Origin of the sequence: Pedobacter agri (assembly GCF_032678665.1) — a bacterium.
GTDB lineage: Bacteria > Bacteroidota > Bacteroidia > Sphingobacteriales > Sphingobacteriaceae > Pedobacter > Pedobacter agri_A.
Map to the genome: position 1 here is coordinate 362,892 of NZ_JAVTSH010000006.1, position 20,406 is coordinate 383,297.

Here is a 20,406-nt window from a genome sequence, read left to right on the forward strand (position 1 = left end):
GCTAATCCATAATTTTTATCATCCATCTGTGTAAAAAACTGACATTAAATAGCTGAAAATCAAAATTTTAATCATTCATTCTTTTGGCTGTTGTTTGGATGTTTCATTTGTCGTTTTTCGCTCCAATTGCCCCTAGTTTTATCTTAATCCGAAAGCGGAATACTTATAAAAACAAACAAATTAGGTAAACAATGGAGCGTAGAGAATTTATTAAAAACAGTACGTTGACAGCTGCCGGCCTGACGATTTTACCAGGCGGGGCACTATTTGCGAAATCAGATAACAGTAAGGTTAAGCTTGGTTATATCGGCGTGGGCGCCAGAGGAATGAGCCATATTTCTGAAGGCTTATTACGTGATGATGTAGATATCGTTGCAATCTGCGATACACAGGAAAGTTCACTTAAAATCTGCAGAGCGGCAATTGCGAAGGCTGGGCGTACGGCAGCAAAGGAATATACTGGTGGTACAGATGCTTACAAAAAACTTTTAGATCGTAAAGACATCGACGCAGTAATCATCGCTACGCCCTGGCAATTTCACAGAGACCAGGCGGTTGATGCAATGAAGGCTGGCAAATATGTGGGATGCGAAGTAATTGCAGGCCTAACGGTTCAAGATCATTGGGATATCGTAAAAACTTCAGAGAAAACCGGAATGCCATACATGACTTTAGAGAATGTGTGTTACCGAAGAGATGTGATGGCTGCTTTAAACATGGTCAGGCAAGGTGTTTTTGGGGAGTTGGTACACCTTGAGGGTGGCTATCAGCACAATCTCCGAAATGTGTTGTTCAATGATGGCAAAGCATATTATGGCAATGGAGTAGAATTTGGCCCCAATGCCAGAAGTGAGGCACAATGGAGAACACAATTCAACATCGACCAAGATGGTGATTTGTACCCAACTCATGGCGCTGGCCCGATTATGCAATACGCAAATATCAACCGCGGAAACCGCTTTACCAATCTCGTATCCTTCAGTTCAAAAGCAAGAGGTTTGGCAGCCTACGTGGAAGATCTGTCTCCAGGCCACCCCAATGCTAAAATCAATTATAAAAACGGCGATGTAACCACAACACTCATCAATTGCGCCAATGGCGAAACCGTAATGCTTAGTCATGATACACATTTGCCCCGCCCATATTCAATTGGTTTCAGGGTGCAGGGAACGGATGGCATTTGGATGGATGTCAACAAATCCATTTATATCGAAAAAGAATCAAAAGGCGATCACAAATGGCAACCTGTAAAAGAGTGGTTTGAGAAATATGATCATCCGCTATGGAAAAAATACGAAAAAGAAGCCGTGGGAGCTGGCCATGGTGGCATGGACTGGTTTGTATTTAATGGGTTTATTCAAGCTGTAAAACAGAAAAAACAGACCCCAATTGATGTTTACGACTCGGTAACCATGAGCGTGATCACTCCGCTATCTACACAATCATTAAAAGAAGGGAACATGCCGCAGAAGTTTCCTGATTTTACAAACGGGAAGTGGAAAGAACGTAAAAATATTTTCGCCCTTGATGATAGTGGCTTTTAATCGTCTGATACCGATCTTTTAATTTTCGATACAAAGCAGCCAGTAATTACGATATGATCTTAGAAGTTTTAAAAGGCTTTAATTTAGATGGGCCGGAAACAGCATACAGCCTTTTTGGCGGGGGATTAATTAACAATACCTGGAAGGTAAGCACCGTTAATGGTGATTTTATCCTTCAGCAAATCAATACCGATATTTTCACATCCCCGGAAGAGATTATCGAAAATATCGTCAGGTTAAAAAGCTACCTGAACCACACTGCACCAGAATATTTGTTTGTTGGCCCGATTCAAACCCGTTCGGGCCAATCTGTGCTTAATATAGGCGGATACACTTTTAGGATTTTTCCTTTCGTTCCGGAATCGATAACGATAGATAAAGTGGTGCATCCAGGCCAGGCTTTCCAGGCTGCAAAGCAATTCGGGCAGTTTAGCAAACTGCTCAAAGATTTCGATGTGAGCAAAATCAATTTTCCACTCCGAGATTTTCACAATTTAAGCCTGCGTGTGGCGCAATACAGGCAAGCACTCAAATTGGCAGATGAATCCAGGTTATCAGCTGCGGCCTGGGCCATTCAACAGTTGGCTAAACATATGGATGTTGCTCAAAAGTACGATGAAATCATAACAAGAAATCAACTTAAAGTGAGGATATTTCATCACGATACGAAAATCAGTAATGTACTGCTGCACCGGGTTACTGGACATGGAATATGCGTAATCGACCTCGACACGGTGATGCCGGGATATTTCATTAGTGATGTTGGGGATATGATGCGGACCTATCTTTCGCCAGCGACAGAGGAAGAAACAGACTTTAGCCTGATCGAGATTCGCGTGGAGATTTTTGAAGCAATTTATCGGGGTTATATGAGTGAAATGGATACGGTACTCACATCATCGGAACGTGAATTATTCATCTACGCAGGCCAGTTTATCATATTTATGCAGGCGCTACGGTTTTTAACCGACTTTTTAAACGGCGACATTTATTATGGCGCCACTTACCCTGAACACAACCTCAACCGGGCGAAAAACCAGATCCATCTCTTAAATAAGTACACAGAAAATGTTGCTGCATTCGAAAAATTTATAGCAAGAGAAGAAATTAAACAAGCCGACTAAATCTGAAGAATCCCAAACCCGGATGTGGCCTGTGGCAAGCCGGGAGCGAAGATGAATTTAATGATAAACCAAACTAAAGCGTATGCCAATAACCAACAAACCCTTAACAACTAACTAAAAAATTGATTAAAACCATTCAACAAACTTTAACTCAATGAAACAAATAACTAACCAAAAACAAAACAAAAAGCGATTTTTTGCGCCGGTAACCATGCTGATCCTGGCTCACCTGGGAATCTCCGTTGCGGCACATGCAGAAACGCCTCTTACTGCCACAGTAAAGCCGGTGAGTGGAACACGTCATCATCTGTTAAACAAAGCAGGCGAACGTGAATTTGCAAGTTCAACCGAAAATGCTTTTGATATCATCACCGGAACGGTGAAGGATGCAAAGGGCGGAGCCATCCCCGGAGCGAGCATTACGGTAAAAGGAACCAATCGCGTAACTTCATCAAATAATTTAGGTGCGTTCAGTATCGAAGCGCAGGCTGGTGAAACCCTCGTGATCAGCTCAATTGGTTTTACCACCAAAGAAGTAGCCATTACTGGTGCAGCAATGGGCGTAATTACTTTGTCCGAATCTGCAGAAACACTAAACGAACTCGTTGTAGTGGGTTATAGTGTACAAAAACGCCAGAGTTTAACCGGCGCTTTGAGTACCATCAGTGGAGATAAACTGAAAAACGTAACCTCACCGAACGTACAAAATCTATTGGCCGGAAAAGCGCCGGGATTATTTGTAGCACCAGGTTCAGGCAAACCTGGTGCGGCAGCTTCTGTCATCATTCGTGGTCAGGCTACTTTAAATGGGACAACCAACCCACTATGGGTTTTAGATGGCGTAATTGTAGGTTCAAGCCCCGGCGAACTGAACCCCGAGGATATCGAATCAATGACGGTGTTAAAAGATGCGGCCTCCACTGCGATTTATGGTTCGCAGGGTGCCAACGGGGTAATCGTAGTCACCACCAAAAGAGCCAAGTCTGGGCAAATGACGATTGATGTATCTTCACGGGTAGGGGTAAACCAGTTAACAAACGGCAATTTGCAGATGATGGACGGGGCGGAATTATATGATTACTTTTCATCCTTTGCTAACGCCAACACCATCAGCTTTCCACGCTGGAAACCAGAGTTACGGAACAGCAATTTCGATTGGTGGGATTTGGCAACCAAAACAGGATTTAACCAAAATCACAATATATCGCTCCAGGGTGGAACAGAAAAACTACAATCATTCTTATCGGTAGGGTATTATGATGAATCTGGAGCAGTGAGAGGGTATGATTACGAGCGCTATAATTTCAGGTTAAATACCACGTATATGCCATATTCATGGCTAACGATTAAGCCATCACTGGTAGGCTCCAGACGCAGCGTTTTCGATCAACAATATTCAGTTACTTCAATTTATTCAAACCTGCCCTGGGATAGTCCATATGATGCAAACGGAAATTTGGTGCCACACCGTTCATCCCTTTGGGTAAACACAGCAAGTACCAACTATTTGTACGATTTGCAATGGAACAAAGGTTCGAACGTGAATTATGAATTTATGGGGAACTTAGATTTTGATATCAAAATCACTAAAAACCTCACTTTTGCTTCCGTTAACAATTATCGTTATAACAGTTATGCAGCAGCAGGTTATACCGACCCACGTTCTAATGGCGGCTTAAGTGTAAACGGAAGGGTAACGGATTACCGTTCTGAATATACCCGTAGATATACCAACCAGATTTTACGTTACAGCAATAACTGGGCAAAGCATAATTTAAATGCACTGGTTGGTTATGAATTCAATGATTTTTCGAACAAAACACTTGATGCGTACGGAACGGGTATAGTTCCGGGCTTTGAAGTGTTGGATGTAACAGCAAAACCAGAAAGAACAAGAGGTGGAATTAGCCAGTGGGCGGTACAGTCAGTTTTGTTTAATTCCAATTATGATTATGATGGCCGGTATCTGGCTCAGGTATCACTTCGTAGAGATGGTGCTTCCAATTTTGGAAAGAAATACGGTAATTTCTTTTCTGTAAGTGGCGGCTGGAATATCAGTCGCGAGGAATGGTTCAAAGCGAAATATATCAATACATTAAAGCTTCGTGCAGCCTTCGGTTCTGTAGGTAACCGCCCGGCAAGTTTATATCCTCAATATGATTTATATGCGGTTAACCCGGCGGCAGGTTATAATGGTGTTCCTGGCTTGTTAATCAGTCAGTTGGGTAACCCGAATTTAACCTGGGAGCAAACTTATACCAGTGGCATTGGCCTGGATGTAAACGCCTTTAATAACAGGGCAAGGTTAACAGTAGATTATTACATCAAAAACACAGACAACATTTTATACAATGTACCCATTAGCGGCTTAACGGGCATCACCAGCATTTCGCAAAACATTGGTAAAATGAGCAACAAAGGTATTGAGGTTGCGCTGGGAGGTGATATTCTTAAAACGAAAGACTTGACCTGGAGTTTAGATGTAAATTTAGGTCACAATCGTAATAAATTGACTGATATTTATAAAACCAGAAACCTGGATGGAACTTATACCTCAAAACCACTGATTGTTGGTGATGGCACGGGTATTGCCGGTTCGGCCAACAGGGTAATCCAGATTGGCCTTCCTGTAGATACCTACTACATGAGAGAATGGGCAGGCGTAAACCCGGCAGATGGTAAACCCACCTGGTATACGGTAACAAGAGATGCTGAGGGTAATGAGATATCCAGAACAACAACTTCAGATTATTCAAAAGCTACAGAAGAAAAATTAGACAATGCTTCTCCTGATTTGTTTGGTGGCATTACCACTTATCTGAGGTATAAAGGATTCGATTTAAATGCAGTTTTTGGCTACTCTATTGGTGGAAAAATTTACAACTACTCCCGTCAGGAATATGATGCCGATGGTACATATACGGATCGAAATCAAATGCAACTGATGGAAGGCTGGTCGAGATGGCAAAAGCCAGGAGATATTGCCACCCATCCGGTAGCACGATACAATAATCAGGATAAAGGAAATTCAGTTTCTTCACGTTATATCGAAAGCAATGACTTTTTCAGAATGCGTTCACTGGCGCTAGGTTATAACTTCGACCTGAAAAAGTATAAAATCAGAAATCTGAGGGCCTTTATTTCTGGCGAAAACCTGTTTGTGATCACGAAATACTCAGGTGTTGATCCGGAGATTCCGGTGGCTGAAGATACCGGAAATGTTCTTTTCTCAGCAGGTCCGTCAGTTTATCCTATGACCAGAAAATTTATGTTCGGTCTTAATGTTTCATTCTAATTCATACAAAAATGAAAAAGATCTTAGTTATATTGTTTGCAGTGATCGCAATATCATCCTGCAAAATCGACAGAGAGCCATTCGGTTCACTACAGTCTGAAAAAATAAATAACAACCCGGAAGAATCTATTGATGCATTACTTAACGGAACTTATGCCCAGCTGAAAGCCTGGTCAGATCCTATGCACCGCTTGGGTGAATATGCCGGAGATAACATCATGATTAGAGGTTCTTCTACTGATGCTTTTTATGAGTTTATCTCTTTTGCAAGAACACCGAACAACTCCAGGTTATCAACCTTTTGGGATAGCGGTTACAAGGCCGTTGCCCAGGCATCCAATATCATTAGTATGATCCCGCAAGGTAAAAGCACCACACTAGACAGTAAATTAGGAGAGTGTTATTTTATCCGTGGATTAATTTATTTTTATCTGGTGAGGGCATACGGTCGTCCATATTATCAAAACCCAGAAACCAATCTGGGAGTGCCAATTGTAAACGGAACACCAGCCGATGTTATCAATTTGAATCTGCCAGATCGTGCCAGTGTGAAGGCAACTTATGAGCAGGTGATAGCCGACTTGAAAAAAGCCGAAGAACTGATTAACGTAAACAAGGGTTCTATTTTTGCCTCAAAAGAAGCTGCCCAGGCATTACTTTCAAGGGTTTATTTATACATGAGTGGAACTTACGAAAATCCTAATCAGGCATTTGCTCAACTATCGGTAGATTATGCCACAAAAGTAATTTCAGGCTCAACCCGTTACAGCCTACTTCCACGGGCAGATTTTATGAAGTATAACACCTTTTTACCTGAAAGCAATAAAGAAACAATTTTTGCCATCAAACGCGTTGCTTCTGAATTTTCAGGTTCAGATCACTACTATGGTATTGGCGGTATGTACGCAAACATTGGTGGCCAGGGTTGGGGTGAGATGTATGCCAGCGCAAAATATATCGATTTGTTAAATGAAACCGGCAGGAACGACTGGCGCCCCGCGAAATATAAAATTGTAGATGCCCGGGCTGCTTTTATTGAGCCAACTTATGCTACCAATGCTTCGGGTGGGTTTACGGAAGTGTTCCGGTTCATTAAAGATGATGGCGCCAATACCTTAAACTATGTGCAGGCCAATATTACCAGAAATGGAAATATAATAACCTGTACAGAAGGTACGGATGTATACACCCTGACACCGGTAGATGCCGCTCAGGAGATTTACAGCATCAATTACAAAAACGGGAAAACGTATACTGGAGTGATTGATAACTTCATTACCTTGAACCGGGTTTATCCGCAATTCTATATTGTAAAAGATTCTCGCGAAGGCGAAAACTCACACCTTCATTCACCGGTAATCAGCAGGCTCGGAGAAGTTTATTTGAACAGGGCAGAAGCTTATGCAAAATTGCAGTGGTATACGGAAGCACTTAGCGATTTAAATACCATCCGTACGCGTTCAATTGTTAATGGTGGCTACTCATCGCTTACTGCGGCAAATGCAGGCAATTTAATTGATAAGGAGCGTCAGCTGGAGTTGGCTTACCAGGCAGAAAGAAGTTTTGATGTATTCCGCAACGGAAAACCTTTGGTGCGCCGATATCCGGGGCCACAGAATCAAACTGCAGATATAAGCGCTAACGATTTTCGGGTGGTGTATTATATTCCGCAAAGTGCGATCAATTCTTATCCTGGAAAATTAACCCAAAACCCAACCCAATAATTACAACCTTAAACAGGATGCAGGTCACTGTATCCTGTTTAAATTGATATCAATACTGGCAATAGCAAATGCTACAGTGGCATCTGGAATATAAAGCTTGTTTCTTTGGTATCAGAACTGGCAGTTAAATGCCCACCGTGGGCTTTGGCGATTTGTGAGGCAATGTACAGCCCTAATCCTAAACCTTGTTTGCTTGGGGTGTTGGCTTCCCTGGTGAAGGGTTCAAACAACGTTTGGAGTACAACCGGTGGAATTGCTCTTCCGCCGTTTATTACTGTAATTTTCAGCACATCGTCCTGCGTATCAGCGATAAGTTTAATCGGAGTATCTACCGATCCATGAGTAAGCGCATTTGCCAGTAAGTTAGATAACATTTGCGATAAACGGTTGATGTCGCAGTGGACTGACTTGTGCACATCAAAATGGGTAATCACGCTCCGCTCCGGATAAGAGATCATTAATTCATCAATGATATGCGTAATAATGGGTTCAATCATTACATCGCTAAGCTCCAGCAAAATACCACCACCCAATCTCACCCTAGCAAAATCCATTACATTAGCAATTAGTTCTTCCATGCGAAGGCTGCTTTTAGCAATTGTAGATACAATGGATTTGTCACGATCGGACAATACGGAACGCCCAAGTAACGATGAGCCGGTTTTGATCGCACCAAGAGGGTTACGAAGGTCATGACCCAAAACAGCTATAAACTGCTCCCTTAAAATGGCCAGCTCCCGTTCAGTTTGAATGGTGTTTTGAGCATCACTGATGGCATGACGGAGATTATCTTCATAAACTTTTCTTTCTGTGGCACGATAAATATTTAGTCGCATCTCCTGCGGCTGCCCGTTTTCATCTTTTTTGGCATAGCCATTTACCAATACCTGCATTTTGCTGCCATCGCTTAATAAAAGTTCTGCCGCAACCTCTTCAAAAAAGCCTTTAAGCCTTAACATTGGACCCAGATGCGTTTCGTAAAATATCCTGCTGCCTACTGCCAAAATACTGGTCATTCGCTTACCGATGAGCTGTTCCTTCTCGAAGCCCAACCATGTGACTACTTTGGTATTGGCTTTAATGATTTCTCCTCGTAAATTAGTCGAAATATAGCCAGAGAGCGAATTTTCTAAAAACTCCTCCAGATGATTTTCGTATGATAAATTGCTCATCGGGTTAAATGGTAAAGCGATTATAAAAACTCCTTGATCGCAGAAATGGTTTCCGCCGGTGCACTCAAGTGTGGGCAATGACCCGTTGCTTCGAGAATAATAAGTTTGCTATTTTTCATTTGCTGATGGATGAACGCTCCAACTTCTACAGGTGCAATAATATCTTCAGAACACTGGAGAATAAGTGTAGGGGTGTGGCAAGTTTTTAAGATGCTCCTGCTATCGGTTAGGAAGGTTGCACGGGCAAACTGCCTGGCAATGGTTGGATCGGTACGACAAAAGCTATTGGTTAACTCCTCACTCAGCTCAGCCCTGTCGGCGTTTGCCATAATCATTGGTGCCATGGTCATCGACCAACCCAAATGATTTTGATCCAGTGAAGCCAATAATTCATCTATTTCTATTCTGCTAAAACCACCAATATAATCGCCATCGTTGATATAGGATGGTGAAGGTGAAACCAGAATTAATGCTTTAAAAAGTCCCGGAGATTGTGCTGCGGCCATAATGCCCATCATAGCGCTAACCGAATGACCTACAAAAATGATCTCTTTCAACTGAAGCGCTTCCGCAATCTCTACGATATCCTGAGCATAACCATCCAGTTCGTTATATTTTACAGGATCATACGCATTAAGGTCTGAAAGCCCTGCTCCAACATGGTCAAACAAAATGATTTTGTAATTTTCAGCGAAAGCTGGAACAATCAAGCGCCACATGTTCTGGTCACAGCCAAACCCATGGGCAAACATCATCGTAGTACTGCCATTACCCAGTTGATGTACATTATTTCTTTCCAGTACACTCATTTTTTTTCGATAATAGGATAAAAGACAACGATGTATTAATTTGAATGATTTGTTGGGCCAAGTTGGTAAAAATACACAATTTATTTCAAATCTGTTTATTGAAAACAGCAGTTCAGCATATACAATACCGTCTGCTAGTCTAATAAGAATATTTCCTGTTTGGTTCAGAAAAGTTTTTTAATATTGTGCTCATGAGGTACTGATGATCTCTCATTTCGGCCAGTTGAAAAATTACGCCCCAATAATTAAAAAAGCCCTTCATCATTTGACATTTGATAAAGGGCTTTTGTTTTTTTTTTGGCGGAGAGCGAGGGATTCGAACCCCCGGACCTGTTACAGTCAACAGTTTTCAAGACTGCCGCATTCGACCACTCTGCCAGCTCTCCGCTGCAAAAGTACGAACTTGGCGCTAATCTGCAAATGATTTTTACTTTAATATTTAAATCAAAATATTACCGCTTGTTTATCATTTAGTTAACTTGCCTTTTATTTTTCTTCGGCTTCAAAATACTAGGCTAACTCACTGCCTTTTGGCTTTCAACAGATAAAATTCCATTGCCTTCTACTATAAAACAAATTAATCCGGTTAATACCAATGAAGAAAGCCAGAATTCGGCATAAGGTTTGAAAATACCTCCAGACATATTGATGAAAAATACCGCCCCGATAAGAATAGGCAGATTTAAAAGACAAAATAATCGGGTATGAGTGCCCAACGTAATGGCTATTCCACCTAAAATATGTAATACGATAATTAAATGGGCAAGTAAACTGATACTAACCGCTGTACCTAACATGGCGCCACGCATCAAATGACTGAAGGCTTCCATATGGGTATAAAATGTAATCCCTTTCCATATCAGGATTACACCAAGTACTATTCTAAAATAATCAAGCCATTTTGGGTGATGCTGATCGCCCCAGTGTTGAATTTTTTTAAGCAAGTTCATAATCTTTATATTTTGGTTAAATCAATTTACGAAAATATTATGGCGAATCAAAAAAATCAACATTTCAGAATAAACCAGGACATCAACTTAATGACTTTAAAATGAGTGTCTTTGGACTTACAATACATGCGTTTCAGCTTTTCTCAATCAATACAATTTTCAATGAACATTTTGATAGATCAAATTTATATCGGATATTTGTATCGCAAACGATATAATCGCTTGCGATATAAATTAATTAAATTATTAAAATGAAAACATTATACCAAACTAGCGCATCAGTAAGTGGTGGCCGCAATGGAAAAGTATCCAGTGAAGACGGCGCATTATCGCTAGAAGTGAGAATGCCAAAAGAACTTGGAGGAAACGGGGCAGGATATACCAATCCGGAACAATTATTTGCTGCGGGCTACGCCGCCTGTTTCGATAGCGCATTAAATTTAGTAATGCATCAGGCAGGAGTAAAGGTTGCTGAACCGACAACTGTTAAGGCAAATATTTCACTACATCCGGATGGAAAAGGTGGCTTTGTATTAGGTGCAAGTCTACAGATAAGCTTACCAGGCATCGAAACTGTTCAAGCGCAGGAACTGTTAGAGACAGCACATAAAATTTGTCCTTACTCGAATGCAATTCGTGGAAATGTTGAAGTGGCATTAGAGTTAGTATAAGCCTTAATTAAAGCATAAAGTGACCATGCCGGCGCTTTATGCTTTACATTTTTTATCTTTGACGCTTTGGTTGATCATATCATCATCAATAAATAGATAAAGCCGTAAACATGGATACATATTTTAAACTGGAAGACCAGCTTTGCTTCCCTCTTTATGCCGCATCTCGCCTAATTACAAAATGTTATCAACCCGTATTGGATGATCTTGAAATTACCTATCCGCAATATATTGTCCTGATGGTTTTATGGGAAACTGACAATATCAACTTGAGTATTCTAGGCAATAAATTAAGATTGCAGTCGAATACACTGACTCCGCTAATAAAGCGCATGCAGGAGCTAGGCTTGGTAAAACGTGCCAGATCTGAAAAAGATGAACGCAGTATCATTATATCCTTAGCAAAAAAAGGGATGGACTTGCAACAGCAGGCGCATCGCCTGCATAGCCGAATAAAAGAGAATCTGGGTATTAATGCGCAGGAGGCGCATGATCTCAAAAACTTGCTTAACAAATTAATTCTCAATCTGTCGCCATAGCGTGCATATCTAGCGCAGTTTCATTATGATTTTTCATAACCAATATTTAAATAAACCATTAGCTTATTCTGCTATCGCAATAAGCATGCTTGAACTTAAAGGAGTTATATTCATGGGCAGATCTGATGGCGAAGCAGAGAGAAACAAAAGCTGAAATCGCTAGTATGGAATTTTAGTACATCAATACTACATAATATTTGGAAACAACGGGGTTGTGATTAATCTTGAAAATACTGAACAAGAAGCCTTGCAGTTCTTTTTTATTATATAGTGCTATTGTTCTAAACGTCTATTCTACATTGAAAAAATAACTAAAATACTGAATCAACATTTTGCTGTATTGAAAAAATAGCGGCATATTAATCTGTATTTCTAAAACAAACGCGAATATAAAAATCGGAAATATTAACATTTATCCTTAACGATCAGTACCTAAAATGGCATGGAAATGCGCGATTGTAACATGAGAAGAGCAAAAATTTATAAAGCAAATCCCTCAAGCAAAAGGGCGAGAGGGATTTATATCTTTCATCCGAAAGAACTAAAGGATCGTCATCCATTGATCCTTAAGACTGAATTGTCCGTGCAATAATAAAAATTTCATATTACGAGTAAAAGCAAGACTAAAAATAGGGTATTAATACGTTAAAATTGATTTCAGCTTATCTGGCTTTTTTATTTAGGTAAAGACTTTGATAGCCTTAGCAGTTACTCCCTACCGTTTCAAGGCTATGACATTCAACCGGCAAAATATTCCATATTGCCTGACGGATTATAGTTTTTTTACTCGTTGTAAATTTTGCACCCTGTAAGAGGTGTAACTTAGTTTAATTTTGAATATTTATCCTTACCTGGCATGGTTAGGGTAATTATCCGAGCGCATTAAATATGAAAAAAATCATAAACACCAGGTCAAATTGCTCAATGAGTTAAGTCTGGTGGCGAATAAATACCATATTGGATGTTGAGGGTAATCGATTGCACTAAAGGAAATTCCTAATTGGATAAAATTAGATCCACGACAACATTGAAATTTCTTCAATAAACAAATTTTATCTCCCTATGCATACGCTTAAATGCATTTACTAGGTACCAATTTTTAATTATTTTTTTTTGACTTTTTATGTGTTTATATGTTCAACTAAATTTTAGTTATTATATAAAATATTAGGAGTATGGAGTTCACCGGATACTATAGGTCTAAAACTTGTATGTTTAATTAGTCCAATAAGAAAAAAATGGCATAAATTTAGACATTGCATCCGCTATGAATCAAGCTAATGCCCCTATCCCTGATTTTATGGGAATCGATGAAACAGAAAGAAAGGTTATAGAATTAGTTGCTAAGGGCCTTACAAACCTGGAAATTAGTGAAGAGTTACAGACTAAGCCAGGTGTGGTGGAAAAACTACGCAAAAATCTCATCATTGAAACCCGAACAAAAAATTCCGCATCCCTGGTTTCATTTGCTTACAAATACGGGTTATTAAAAGCTTAACAAAAAGCCTTACATGACTGCAAGGCTTTCTGATTCAAACAAACACAAAAGCTTTAAAAAGCTTTTGCAATTAAAGTCATCCTATCCCATCCGGGCATAAGTTAATAAATGGTAATGTATATAGATTCGCATTACAAAAATACAGGTTTGGCTTATTAGCTAAATAGCCCTTTAGTATTATAAAAAAAAAGCCTTGCAATCCTGCAAGGCTCATACTTTTTAATTAAATCGTCTCGGATCTAATGAAGTACTCAACGTTAACATTTTGATTTAAAATCCATTGTATGATATTATTGACGTAGTGGACTTAACCAGTTACCTGCCTTGCTGTTATTACTTATAAAAAAAAATATTACTATTGATAGAGCTATCCAAAACTGCTGTCTGATCATTTTGTGATCATATTGTAATTCGTGGATTTACAAATACTGCCTTTGGAACTTTAATCATGAAATATTTTTTTTGGGAACGGTATGGCTCTCGGTAGTCTATATTTGCATCATAACGTTACTGATGCCGAATAAAGGGGAGAAGTTAATACTTGCGCCTTGAAAACACGAATATTGTAAAAATCAACTCATTTAGTTTTTATATGTATTAGCCTTCATCGATTCGAACATGAAATCTTCCGATCGTTTGAGATATCGGCCGTATAATTCGGAATCAAGCAATACTTTTGTTTCTAGGAATGTACTTTCCATGATGCAATTTAAAATGATTGGTCTTAAGACTCGAATTTTCATACTGAGCTGCGCTTTTCTATTTGCAAATACTTTGGCCATCTTCATCGAATTTATGATCGCATCGGGATAACTTGAAACTGATAGTTCCAAACAAATAGATTCCATGGATTTAGTTCTTTCTAAATAATCTATAAGCTTTTTGAAGAGGCATACAGTATGCTCATTCATATGATGTGGTGCTGAGAGAAGATTGTCAGCCTGATTGATTAATAACTTTAGAGTTGGGCTTAGGATTTCAGACTCAATTGCTTGGTAAATAAGCTCTTGTTTTAAAAGCTCAGTTTTTTCTTTTTTCTTCACTTACAGTAATATTTGGTTGAGAACAAACTATTGAAGATAGTTTAAAGGGAACTTACGAAAGTTACTGCAGTTTAGTTTTTTTCAGATATCAGAAATATTCGAATCCCTTGTCTGTAAGAACTCGGCAGTAGATCTAAATTGTGACAAATTGAAAAACTGCTTTGATTATAATTTGAATGTAAATGTGATTCCTGGGCACATTATTACTGCCGGAAAGAGAGGGGGGCTGAAATTGCAAGAATCTCTGAAGGATATGACTTTAGCTGAGGAAATAGCAAATGATAGGGCGATTTAAAGAACTTTTATTCAAGCAAAATCTATCTATCAACAGCCAAATTAGCTCATTTTATATACGTTTTGGCTGAAGATATTTTTTTATCCACAGCCAAAACACTATATTTGAATAATGTTTTGGCTGCGGATAAAATTATTTTAATCTCTTAGAAGAAGAAATATGGAAGTGCTCATCGGAAGAATAGCGGAAAAGAAAATATTATCTGAGGCGCTTGCTTCGTCCTCATCAGAACTCTTAGCAGTCTTTGGCAGGAGAAGAGTCGGAAAAACTTTCTTGATCCGATCGGTCTTCCACAAACAGCTCATTTTTGAACTGTCGGGAGTTCACGACGCGAATGCTAGCGTGCAATTACTCAATTTTAGCAAGGCTATCGCAGATGCATTAGGCTCAGGATTAACTCCTGCAGCTCCTAAGAACTGGACGGAAGCTTTCTGGCAACTTAGGGAATTTGCAGCCCCTATACTTAAAAAAAGAAAAGCTGTAATTTTCTTTGATGAATTCCCTTGGCTAAGTTCGCATAAATCTGGATTTCTTTCTGCATTTGAATATTTTTGGAACCAATGGGCCTCACAACAGCCAAACCTGATTGTTACGATCTGTGGATCTGCTGCCACTTGGATGATCAAAAAAGTTGTCAATAGCAAAGGAGGCCTGCACAATCGCTTAACACGTAAAATCCGCCTGTTACCTTTCACATTGTACGAGACAGAACAGTACCTAAAAAGTAATAATATCCATATTGACCGTTACCAGGTGCTAACCATTTTTATGGCAATGGGGGGTGTCCCCCATTACCTGAAAGAACTAAAAAAAGGGGAAAGTGCTACCCAGGTCATTGACAGGCTTTGCTTCACCAAGGATGGTCTCCTTTCAACAGAATTCGCAAACCTATACCGTTCTCTTTTCGAAAACGCAGACAGGCATATTTCCGTAGTTAAGGCACTCGCGGATAAACCCTCGGGATTGACAAGAAACGAAATCATACAGACATGCAACCTACAGAGTGGGGGGACTACCAGTGTTTTACTTGAGGAACTTGTGGAATCTGGCTTCATTACGCCGCACCTGCCTTTCCAGAAGAATGCCAATCAGAGCATTTACAAGCTTAGCGATGAATACAGCCTTTTCTACCTTAAATTTATTGAACATTCCCGAGCCACCGGTGCAGGTACATGGGTAAAAAAATCATCAACGTCTTCCTGGAGGAGTTGGAGTGGCTACGCTTTCGAAGCGATCTGCATGAAGCATACAGATAATATTAAACAAGCGCTTGGTATTTCTGGAGTGTTCACTGAAACATCAGCTTGGCGGCATTCTCCTAAAGATGGAAATGGTGCACAGATCGATCTTTTGCTGGACAGACAGGATAATGTGATAAGTATATGTGAAATGAAGTTCTCAAATGCTGAGTTTGCTATAGATAAAACCTATGCGACTGAGTTAAAGAACAAACTTGATATATTTCGTCGGGAGAGTAAAACTAAAAAAGCACTTTTTTTAGTCATGGTTACAACCTATGGCACCAAAGACAATATGTATTCTATTGGCCTGGTACAGAACGAAGTTACCATGGATGATTTGTTTGTGCCTTAGTATAAGGTATCAAAAGGGATTCAAAATGCTGTTTTTATTAGGTTGTTTTGTCCACTAAAAAACCAAAAATTTAGGTAACACCTGATGCATTTACCCTAATTCTGTTACAGGAATTGCAAATATTTACCCTAATTCTGTTACAGGAATTTCTAAACCTTTAAATTTAAAAGTCGCCATGCTTCGCCTCAAGGCATCAGCCTCAGCAGGAGTAAAGCCTGCCACCACGATCGCAATCTTCATCGCCTGCTCCTGGAATAAAGGCACGCCTAATGTTCTACCCAGAATCTCTTTCAATTCCGCCGAAGGATATTACACCGGCTCTTCTCCATTCCGCCGACGCAGATAAGGATGTACCATATCCCCCTGAATCAGTCCCGTCCGAACAATAGCCACTTCAATCACCAGATCATAAAAACAGTTGGGACGCAATCGGGGGAGGATCGACTGCTGCGCCCGGCTTTCAATCTGGAACACCGCAATCGTATCCGCGTGGGAAATAGCCTAATCCATAGAAAAATTATATTACCAAAAGAACGAATCCATTTTCCTGAGCTTGCTGCAATAACATGGCACAGGGAAAACATCTTTAAGAATTAATAGTAATATCTAAATAAGAATTTGTCTTACAAAAAAAAACCACCCATATGGGTAGCCGAAACTTATATGTTTGGTATTTTCTATCTTGCTAAAACCATTGCGCTTTGTTCCGCATCCATTATCGCTTGAGAAGCAAAAGAGGAAGATTTCAAAGCGGCAAAGTCAGCTAATTTTACATTTTTCATGTTAGCGATCATTGTACTTTCATTCGCAGTACCATTTAACTTTAATACCGCATCATCCTTAACGATAGTGTATAAACTGCCTGCTGTAGTTTTGATCTTTGCTGTAGCACTTTGTCCCAAAAATAACTGCAGGTATTTCACATCGAAATTATTGCTGGTCACCACAACCGATTGACCATAAGCTTCAATTCTCTCCAAATCTTTTACGGTAATATTTAGTGTTACCTGACTGGTTTCCATTGAATTGATAAATAAGGTTATTCCATCAGTTGATACGGAGGTTTTTGCAGCGTCATAATTACTCGCACCCTCTACATTTTGTTTGTCACCTTGGGTTAAGATGACTTTAACGTTCCCGCTTACCCAGATCCTGTTGAATTTTGATAATGAAGAGGTTTTTGTTTCTGCTTTAATTGGCTCAGCTGCAAAAGTTGCCACCATTGATGAAGTTAATACTACTGCTGTTAATGCTGCTGCGAATATTGTTTTTGCTAAAGTTTTCATATCGTTTATATTTTAGGTTTTTGCTATTGTTTGTTATTAAGACGCAGCTGTCCATCAAACGTTGCAGGCAAAAACCCCGTATTATACCAGCACTAGTAACTACTAGACCAATGCCTGTAATTTCTAGACGAACTTTTACCTGATTCCTAAATCTCAATGATCAAATCTTTCTCATAGCCATTATATTTCTCACTCAAATAGCCGTGTGGATTACAAATAATTTCAGTGTCACCAATAGTATATCTGGTAGGCGTATGGATATGGCCATGAATCCAATATAAGGGCTGATGCTCCAAAATCACATCTTCAAGGTTTGAAGCATAGGCAGATGACAGGACATCATCTCTATAAAGCTCGGGTATTGATTGCAGGCTAGGTGCATGATGGGTAATTACCACATTCTTATAACCGCGTGATTCTTTCAGACTTTCTTGCAGCCAAAATTTTGATTTCTGGTGAATCTGATAGGTATCTATTGTTCTTAACTTTGAATAAGCTGGATCTCTGCGTATCTGCACATAATCGTTCATTTTGGCTTGACAAATAATGCCAGACTCCACAGGATTTCCATATAAGGAAAAATCCGTCCACATAGTTGCACCGTGGAACCTTATGCCCTCAAACTCAACCATATTATTTTCAAGGACATTTACATTTGAGTTTTTAGATGCTTCAAGTATTTTGTTGAGTGTCTTCGGGTAAGATCCTTTATAATATTCGTGATTACCCAATAAATATATTACCGGTTTATCAGGGATGTTTTGCTTTACCCACTCTATTCCTTTTGTCCCCAAGTTTGTATCTCCAGCCAGGATAGTGAGATCAGCACTGCTAAAATCCAAATCTGAGATACCAAATTCCTGATGCAAGTCACTAATTATCTTTATTTTCATTTCATTAGTTGATAACAATCGAATATATCATATTATAGTTTATCAGACAGAAATTGTTGCTAACGTTTTCACAATTAAGGATGACTACATTCGATATATAATGATTGTTATTTCAAACTAAATAATTGTGAATGATTTAAATAACAATCATTTTACTAATAATTATTTATCCAAAAAATCAATAGCTGCCGCAAATGCAGGGCGCATCATCTCACGTTCTCCTTTACTAATCTCCGCTTCTTCTGCAACTGCCGACCATTCCCCAACTACTTCGGCAATCTGAGTTGCGATTTCCCTTGCATGTTTTTTATCAAGGCGAAAATAATCAGCCACATCAATCGCCAATTCGAGATCAAGAGAATTATCATCCTCAGATACATTTAGTGTGAGTCCTGAACCGCTAGGAACGGGATTAACATCGTAGGCGGGCGACAAAATCCATCCTTGATCGCTTAATAAGAAACCATGGTTCCTTAAATGATCATCAGTATTGGATATACATATATTGAAAACTATACGTCTCCATAGTTGCTCCAGATCCTGTTGAGGATTAGCACCGTGACGACTGATGAATTCTGCAAGATCGAGATAGCTGATGCCGCTGGCATGATCTGCTCCATCTTGCTGTCCCAATAATGTCATAGCTGAAGCAAAATGAATCCGTTTTTCAGCTGGTGCTCTATCGAATCTCTTTGTAATGAAGGTATAATGTTTACCGGAAAATTTCCGGTAAAAATGCTCCGGAACCTCAATTCTACATTGCCGGGCTAATTGAGCAGCAACCCATTCCCATGCCCCAAGGTTGTAATCATCGTTTCCACTTGGAAACTTGGCAATCCAAAGTGTCCCATCAGTATCAATCACTCCCGATTTGGGTCTTGCTCCTCCAAGCGATCCCCCGGGAGCGACAAGCATACTCAGCCATTTGCTGTAATTGGGATCATCTAGATTACCATCGTCCTCCAGTTTTTTGCTTGCTGCTTCAAGTGCACGTAAAGCAGTCATTGGTGGAGCAGGCATGTTTTGATCGTCATCTAAAAATGGACCATCTGGATCAAGCTTAAAACGTAGGGCACCCATGCGGTGCTGATCATAAACTCCAAGCAAAAAGTCACTATTTTGAAGTGTGCGCACTGGGCGACTACCTATCCTGGCATCAATAGCTTCACGACGGATCATGAGTTTGGTACCCCAGCGGTCGGGAGAAGAATCCATAAATATCCCAAAATTAGATTTGTCTTCCCGAAGGAACTGCTGCCCTGGAAAAAATTGCAAATCGGGATCGATCATGAACTTTTGTTTTGACAGAAGCCACTTTTGATCGTACTCAAAAGAAAATACTTCCTTACGCCTTGCAAGAGTACAACTAAGTATCCCCATCAATAGGGGTCCTTCAAGACCTAACCAATCTGCAAAAACCCAAATCTCTCGGTGATCATTCATATTTTGCTTCATTTCCTTTTTCTTAAAGGTCTACTAGATGTGCTCTGCAGAAGTTTGGCATCTTGTAATTTGTGCCCCAGTTCGTCATCTGCACCAAGTTTGGCGATATCTCTTTCCAATCCTAACACAAATAGTACTTGAACATAAATACCTATCGCAACGCTCGGAGAACCCCGTTCAACCAACCAAAGCGTGGAACGGGCAATATTTGCCCTCTGAGCCACCTGCTCCGAACTTAGCTTACGCCTTTTTCGGGCAAGCTTTAGATTCTCACCCATATCTTGCAATAATCGCTCAGATTTTGGGAATAAAATCACCCCTCTTTTTTCCATAAAGATTGCTATTTCAATCAAATTTAGTATATATGTTTGAAATAACAAACAATTTAGTTGAAAATGATTAGACTCCGGATTAATGATTTCTTCATATTGGCAATAAAACCCTGCAGCGGTTCCTCGTATGTGCCACGACTCAACAACTTTCTATAACCGCCAGTATTTTGCCGAGTTTACTTCTACTGCTTTTGT

At 39.8% G+C, this 20,406-nt stretch carries 16 protein-coding genes, 1 tRNA gene and 1 pseudogene; 8 read left to right on the forward strand and 10 right to left on the reverse strand.

The genetic code is table 11. The features are described from left to right. The first annotated feature begins 191 nt into the window (after nucleotides 1-191). The 4 genes from R2Q70_RS14675 (at nucleotide 192) to R2Q70_RS14690 (ending at nucleotide 7,687) form a co-directional block, all read left to right on the forward strand. Entirely contained in the window at nucleotides 192-1,544 is a 1,353-nt protein-coding gene (locus R2Q70_RS14675) for a Gfo/Idh/MocA family protein (protein ID WP_316808317.1), read from the forward strand. Between the two features lie 53 nt (nucleotides 1,545-1,597). After that, nucleotides 1,598-2,668: an aminoglycoside phosphotransferase family protein gene (locus R2Q70_RS14680; protein ID WP_316808318.1), complete on the forward strand. Its 1,071-nt coding sequence runs from the start codon at nucleotides 1,598-1,600 to the stop codon at nucleotides 2,666-2,668. A 154-nt stretch (nucleotides 2,669-2,822) separates the two neighbouring features. Then, nucleotides 2,823-5,963, forward strand: a complete 3,141-nt coding sequence (locus R2Q70_RS14685) for a TonB-dependent receptor (protein ID WP_316808319.1) — start codon at nucleotides 2,823-2,825, stop codon at nucleotides 5,961-5,963. Nucleotides 5,964-5,974: 11 nt separating this feature from the next. Next, nucleotides 5,975-7,687 (forward strand): RagB/SusD family nutrient uptake outer membrane protein, encoded by a 1,713-nt coding sequence (locus R2Q70_RS14690; RefSeq protein WP_316808320.1) that lies wholly within the window; start codon nucleotides 5,975-5,977, stop codon nucleotides 7,685-7,687. 71 nt (nucleotides 7,688-7,758) lie between these two features. On the opposite strand, the gene R2Q70_RS14695 is transcribed toward R2Q70_RS14690, so the two are convergent. The 4 genes from R2Q70_RS14695 to R2Q70_RS14710 form a co-directional block, all read right to left on the reverse strand. After that, the gene (locus R2Q70_RS14695) at nucleotides 7,759-8,859 is read right to left on the reverse strand and encodes a PAS domain-containing sensor histidine kinase (RefSeq protein WP_316808321.1); all 1,101 of its coding nucleotides are present in this window, start codon (nucleotides 8,857-8,859) and stop codon (nucleotides 7,759-7,761) included. Between the two features lie 20 nt (nucleotides 8,860-8,879). After that, nucleotides 8,880-9,668 carry an alpha/beta hydrolase gene (locus R2Q70_RS14700; protein WP_316808322.1) on the reverse strand — a complete coding sequence of 263 codons (789 nt, stop codon included), beginning with the start codon at nucleotides 9,666-9,668 and terminating at the stop codon, nucleotides 8,880-8,882. A gap of 298 nt (nucleotides 9,669-9,966) precedes the next feature. Continuing rightward, nucleotides 9,967-10,054: transfer RNA gene (locus R2Q70_RS14705), tRNA-Ser, on the reverse strand. 129 nt (nucleotides 10,055-10,183) lie between these two features. Then, entirely contained in the window at nucleotides 10,184-10,618 is a 435-nt protein-coding gene (locus R2Q70_RS14710; RefSeq protein WP_316808323.1) for a DoxX family protein, read from the reverse strand. A gap of 251 nt (nucleotides 10,619-10,869) precedes the next feature. Between R2Q70_RS14710 and R2Q70_RS14715 the strand changes: the two genes are divergently transcribed. From R2Q70_RS14715 to R2Q70_RS14725, 3 genes are all read left to right on the forward strand, one after another. Beyond that, nucleotides 10,870-11,289, forward strand: coding sequence for an organic hydroperoxide resistance protein (locus R2Q70_RS14715; protein ID WP_316808324.1), 420 nt, complete (start codon nucleotides 10,870-10,872; stop codon nucleotides 11,287-11,289). 110 nt (nucleotides 11,290-11,399) lie between these two features. Next, nucleotides 11,400-11,828 (forward strand): MarR family transcriptional regulator, encoded by a 429-nt coding sequence (locus tag R2Q70_RS14720; protein WP_316808325.1) that lies wholly within the window; start codon nucleotides 11,400-11,402, stop codon nucleotides 11,826-11,828. A 1,267-nt stretch (nucleotides 11,829-13,095) separates the two neighbouring features. After that, a complete protein-coding gene (locus R2Q70_RS14725; protein ID WP_316808326.1) occupies nucleotides 13,096-13,326 on the forward strand; it encodes a LuxR C-terminal-related transcriptional regulator in 231 nt (76 codons plus the stop codon). Between the two features lie 581 nt (nucleotides 13,327-13,907). On the opposite strand, the gene R2Q70_RS14730 is transcribed toward R2Q70_RS14725, so the two are convergent. After that, the gene (locus R2Q70_RS14730) at nucleotides 13,908-14,369 is read right to left on the reverse strand and encodes a hypothetical protein (protein ID WP_316808327.1); all 462 of its coding nucleotides are present in this window, start codon (nucleotides 14,367-14,369) and stop codon (nucleotides 13,908-13,910) included. Nucleotides 14,370-14,823: 454 nt separating this feature from the next. On the opposite strand from R2Q70_RS14730, the gene R2Q70_RS14735 reads away from it, so the two are divergent. After that, a complete protein-coding gene (locus R2Q70_RS14735) occupies nucleotides 14,824-16,257 on the forward strand; it encodes an AAA family ATPase (protein ID WP_316808328.1) in 1,434 nt (477 codons plus the stop codon). A 153-nt stretch (nucleotides 16,258-16,410) separates the two neighbouring features. Here the strand turns inward: R2Q70_RS14735 and R2Q70_RS14740 are convergent. The 5 genes and pseudogenes from R2Q70_RS14740 to R2Q70_RS14760 all read right to left on the reverse strand — a co-directional run. After that, nucleotides 16,411-16,755, reverse strand: a pseudogene (locus R2Q70_RS14740) (error-prone DNA polymerase); the annotation flags it as partial. Between the two features lie 179 nt (nucleotides 16,756-16,934). Further along, the gene (locus R2Q70_RS14745) at nucleotides 16,935-17,543 is read right to left on the reverse strand and encodes a GIN domain-containing protein (RefSeq protein ID WP_316808329.1); all 609 of its coding nucleotides are present in this window, start codon (nucleotides 17,541-17,543) and stop codon (nucleotides 16,935-16,937) included. 146 nt (nucleotides 17,544-17,689) lie between these two features. Continuing rightward, a complete protein-coding gene (locus R2Q70_RS14750; protein ID WP_316808330.1) occupies nucleotides 17,690-18,436 on the reverse strand; it encodes a metallophosphoesterase in 747 nt (248 codons plus the stop codon). A 162-nt stretch (nucleotides 18,437-18,598) separates the two neighbouring features. Then, nucleotides 18,599-19,891, reverse strand: coding sequence for a HipA domain-containing protein (locus R2Q70_RS14755; protein WP_316808331.1), 1,293 nt, complete (start codon nucleotides 19,889-19,891; stop codon nucleotides 18,599-18,601). Then, complete coding sequence (locus tag R2Q70_RS14760; RefSeq protein WP_316808332.1) at nucleotides 19,888-20,232, reverse strand: helix-turn-helix transcriptional regulator; 345 nt, start codon at nucleotides 20,230-20,232, stop codon at nucleotides 19,888-19,890. The genes R2Q70_RS14755 and R2Q70_RS14760 overlap by 4 nt, the downstream gene beginning before the upstream one ends. Nucleotides 20,233-20,406: the final 174 nt, after the last annotated feature.

What these genes read in the sequence shown, in the direction of transcription:
- R2Q70_RS14680 (WP_316808318.1), top strand. Translation starts at nt 1,598, where the DNA reads ATGATCTTAGAAGTTTTAAAAGGCTTTAATTTAGATGGGCCGGAAACA.
- R2Q70_RS14750 (WP_316808330.1), bottom strand. Translation starts at nt 18,436, where the DNA reads ATGAAAATAAAGATAATTAGTGACTTGCATCAGGAATTTGGTATCTCA.
- R2Q70_RS14720 (WP_316808325.1), top strand. Translation starts at nt 11,400, where the DNA reads ATGGATACATATTTTAAACTGGAAGACCAGCTTTGCTTCCCTCTTTAT.
- R2Q70_RS14735 (WP_316808328.1), top strand. Translation starts at nt 14,824, where the DNA reads ATGGAAGTGCTCATCGGAAGAATAGCGGAAAAGAAAATATTATCTGAG.
- R2Q70_RS14695 (WP_316808321.1), bottom strand. Translation starts at nt 8,859, where the DNA reads ATGAGCAATTTATCATACGAAAATCATCTGGAGGAGTTTTTAGAAAAT.
- R2Q70_RS14725 (WP_316808326.1), top strand. Translation starts at nt 13,096, where the DNA reads ATGAATCAAGCTAATGCCCCTATCCCTGATTTTATGGGAATCGATGAA.
- R2Q70_RS14715 (WP_316808324.1), top strand. Translation starts at nt 10,870, where the DNA reads ATGAAAACATTATACCAAACTAGCGCATCAGTAAGTGGTGGCCGCAAT.
- R2Q70_RS14675 (WP_316808317.1), top strand. Translation starts at nt 192, where the DNA reads ATGGAGCGTAGAGAATTTATTAAAAACAGTACGTTGACAGCTGCCGGC.
- R2Q70_RS14710 (WP_316808323.1), bottom strand. Translation starts at nt 10,618, where the DNA reads ATGAACTTGCTTAAAAAAATTCAACACTGGGGCGATCAGCATCACCCA.
- R2Q70_RS14745 (WP_316808329.1), bottom strand. Translation starts at nt 17,543, where the DNA reads ATGAAAACTTTAGCAAAAACAATATTCGCAGCAGCATTAACAGCAGTA.
- R2Q70_RS14690 (WP_316808320.1), top strand. Translation starts at nt 5,975, where the DNA reads ATGAAAAAGATCTTAGTTATATTGTTTGCAGTGATCGCAATATCATCC.
- R2Q70_RS14700 (WP_316808322.1), bottom strand. Translation starts at nt 9,668, where the DNA reads ATGAGTGTACTGGAAAGAAATAATGTACATCAACTGGGTAATGGCAGT.
- R2Q70_RS14755 (WP_316808331.1), bottom strand. Translation starts at nt 19,891, where the DNA reads ATGAAGCAAAATATGAATGATCACCGAGAGATTTGGGTTTTTGCAGAT.
- R2Q70_RS14685 (WP_316808319.1), top strand. Translation starts at nt 2,823, where the DNA reads ATGAAACAAATAACTAACCAAAAACAAAACAAAAAGCGATTTTTTGCG.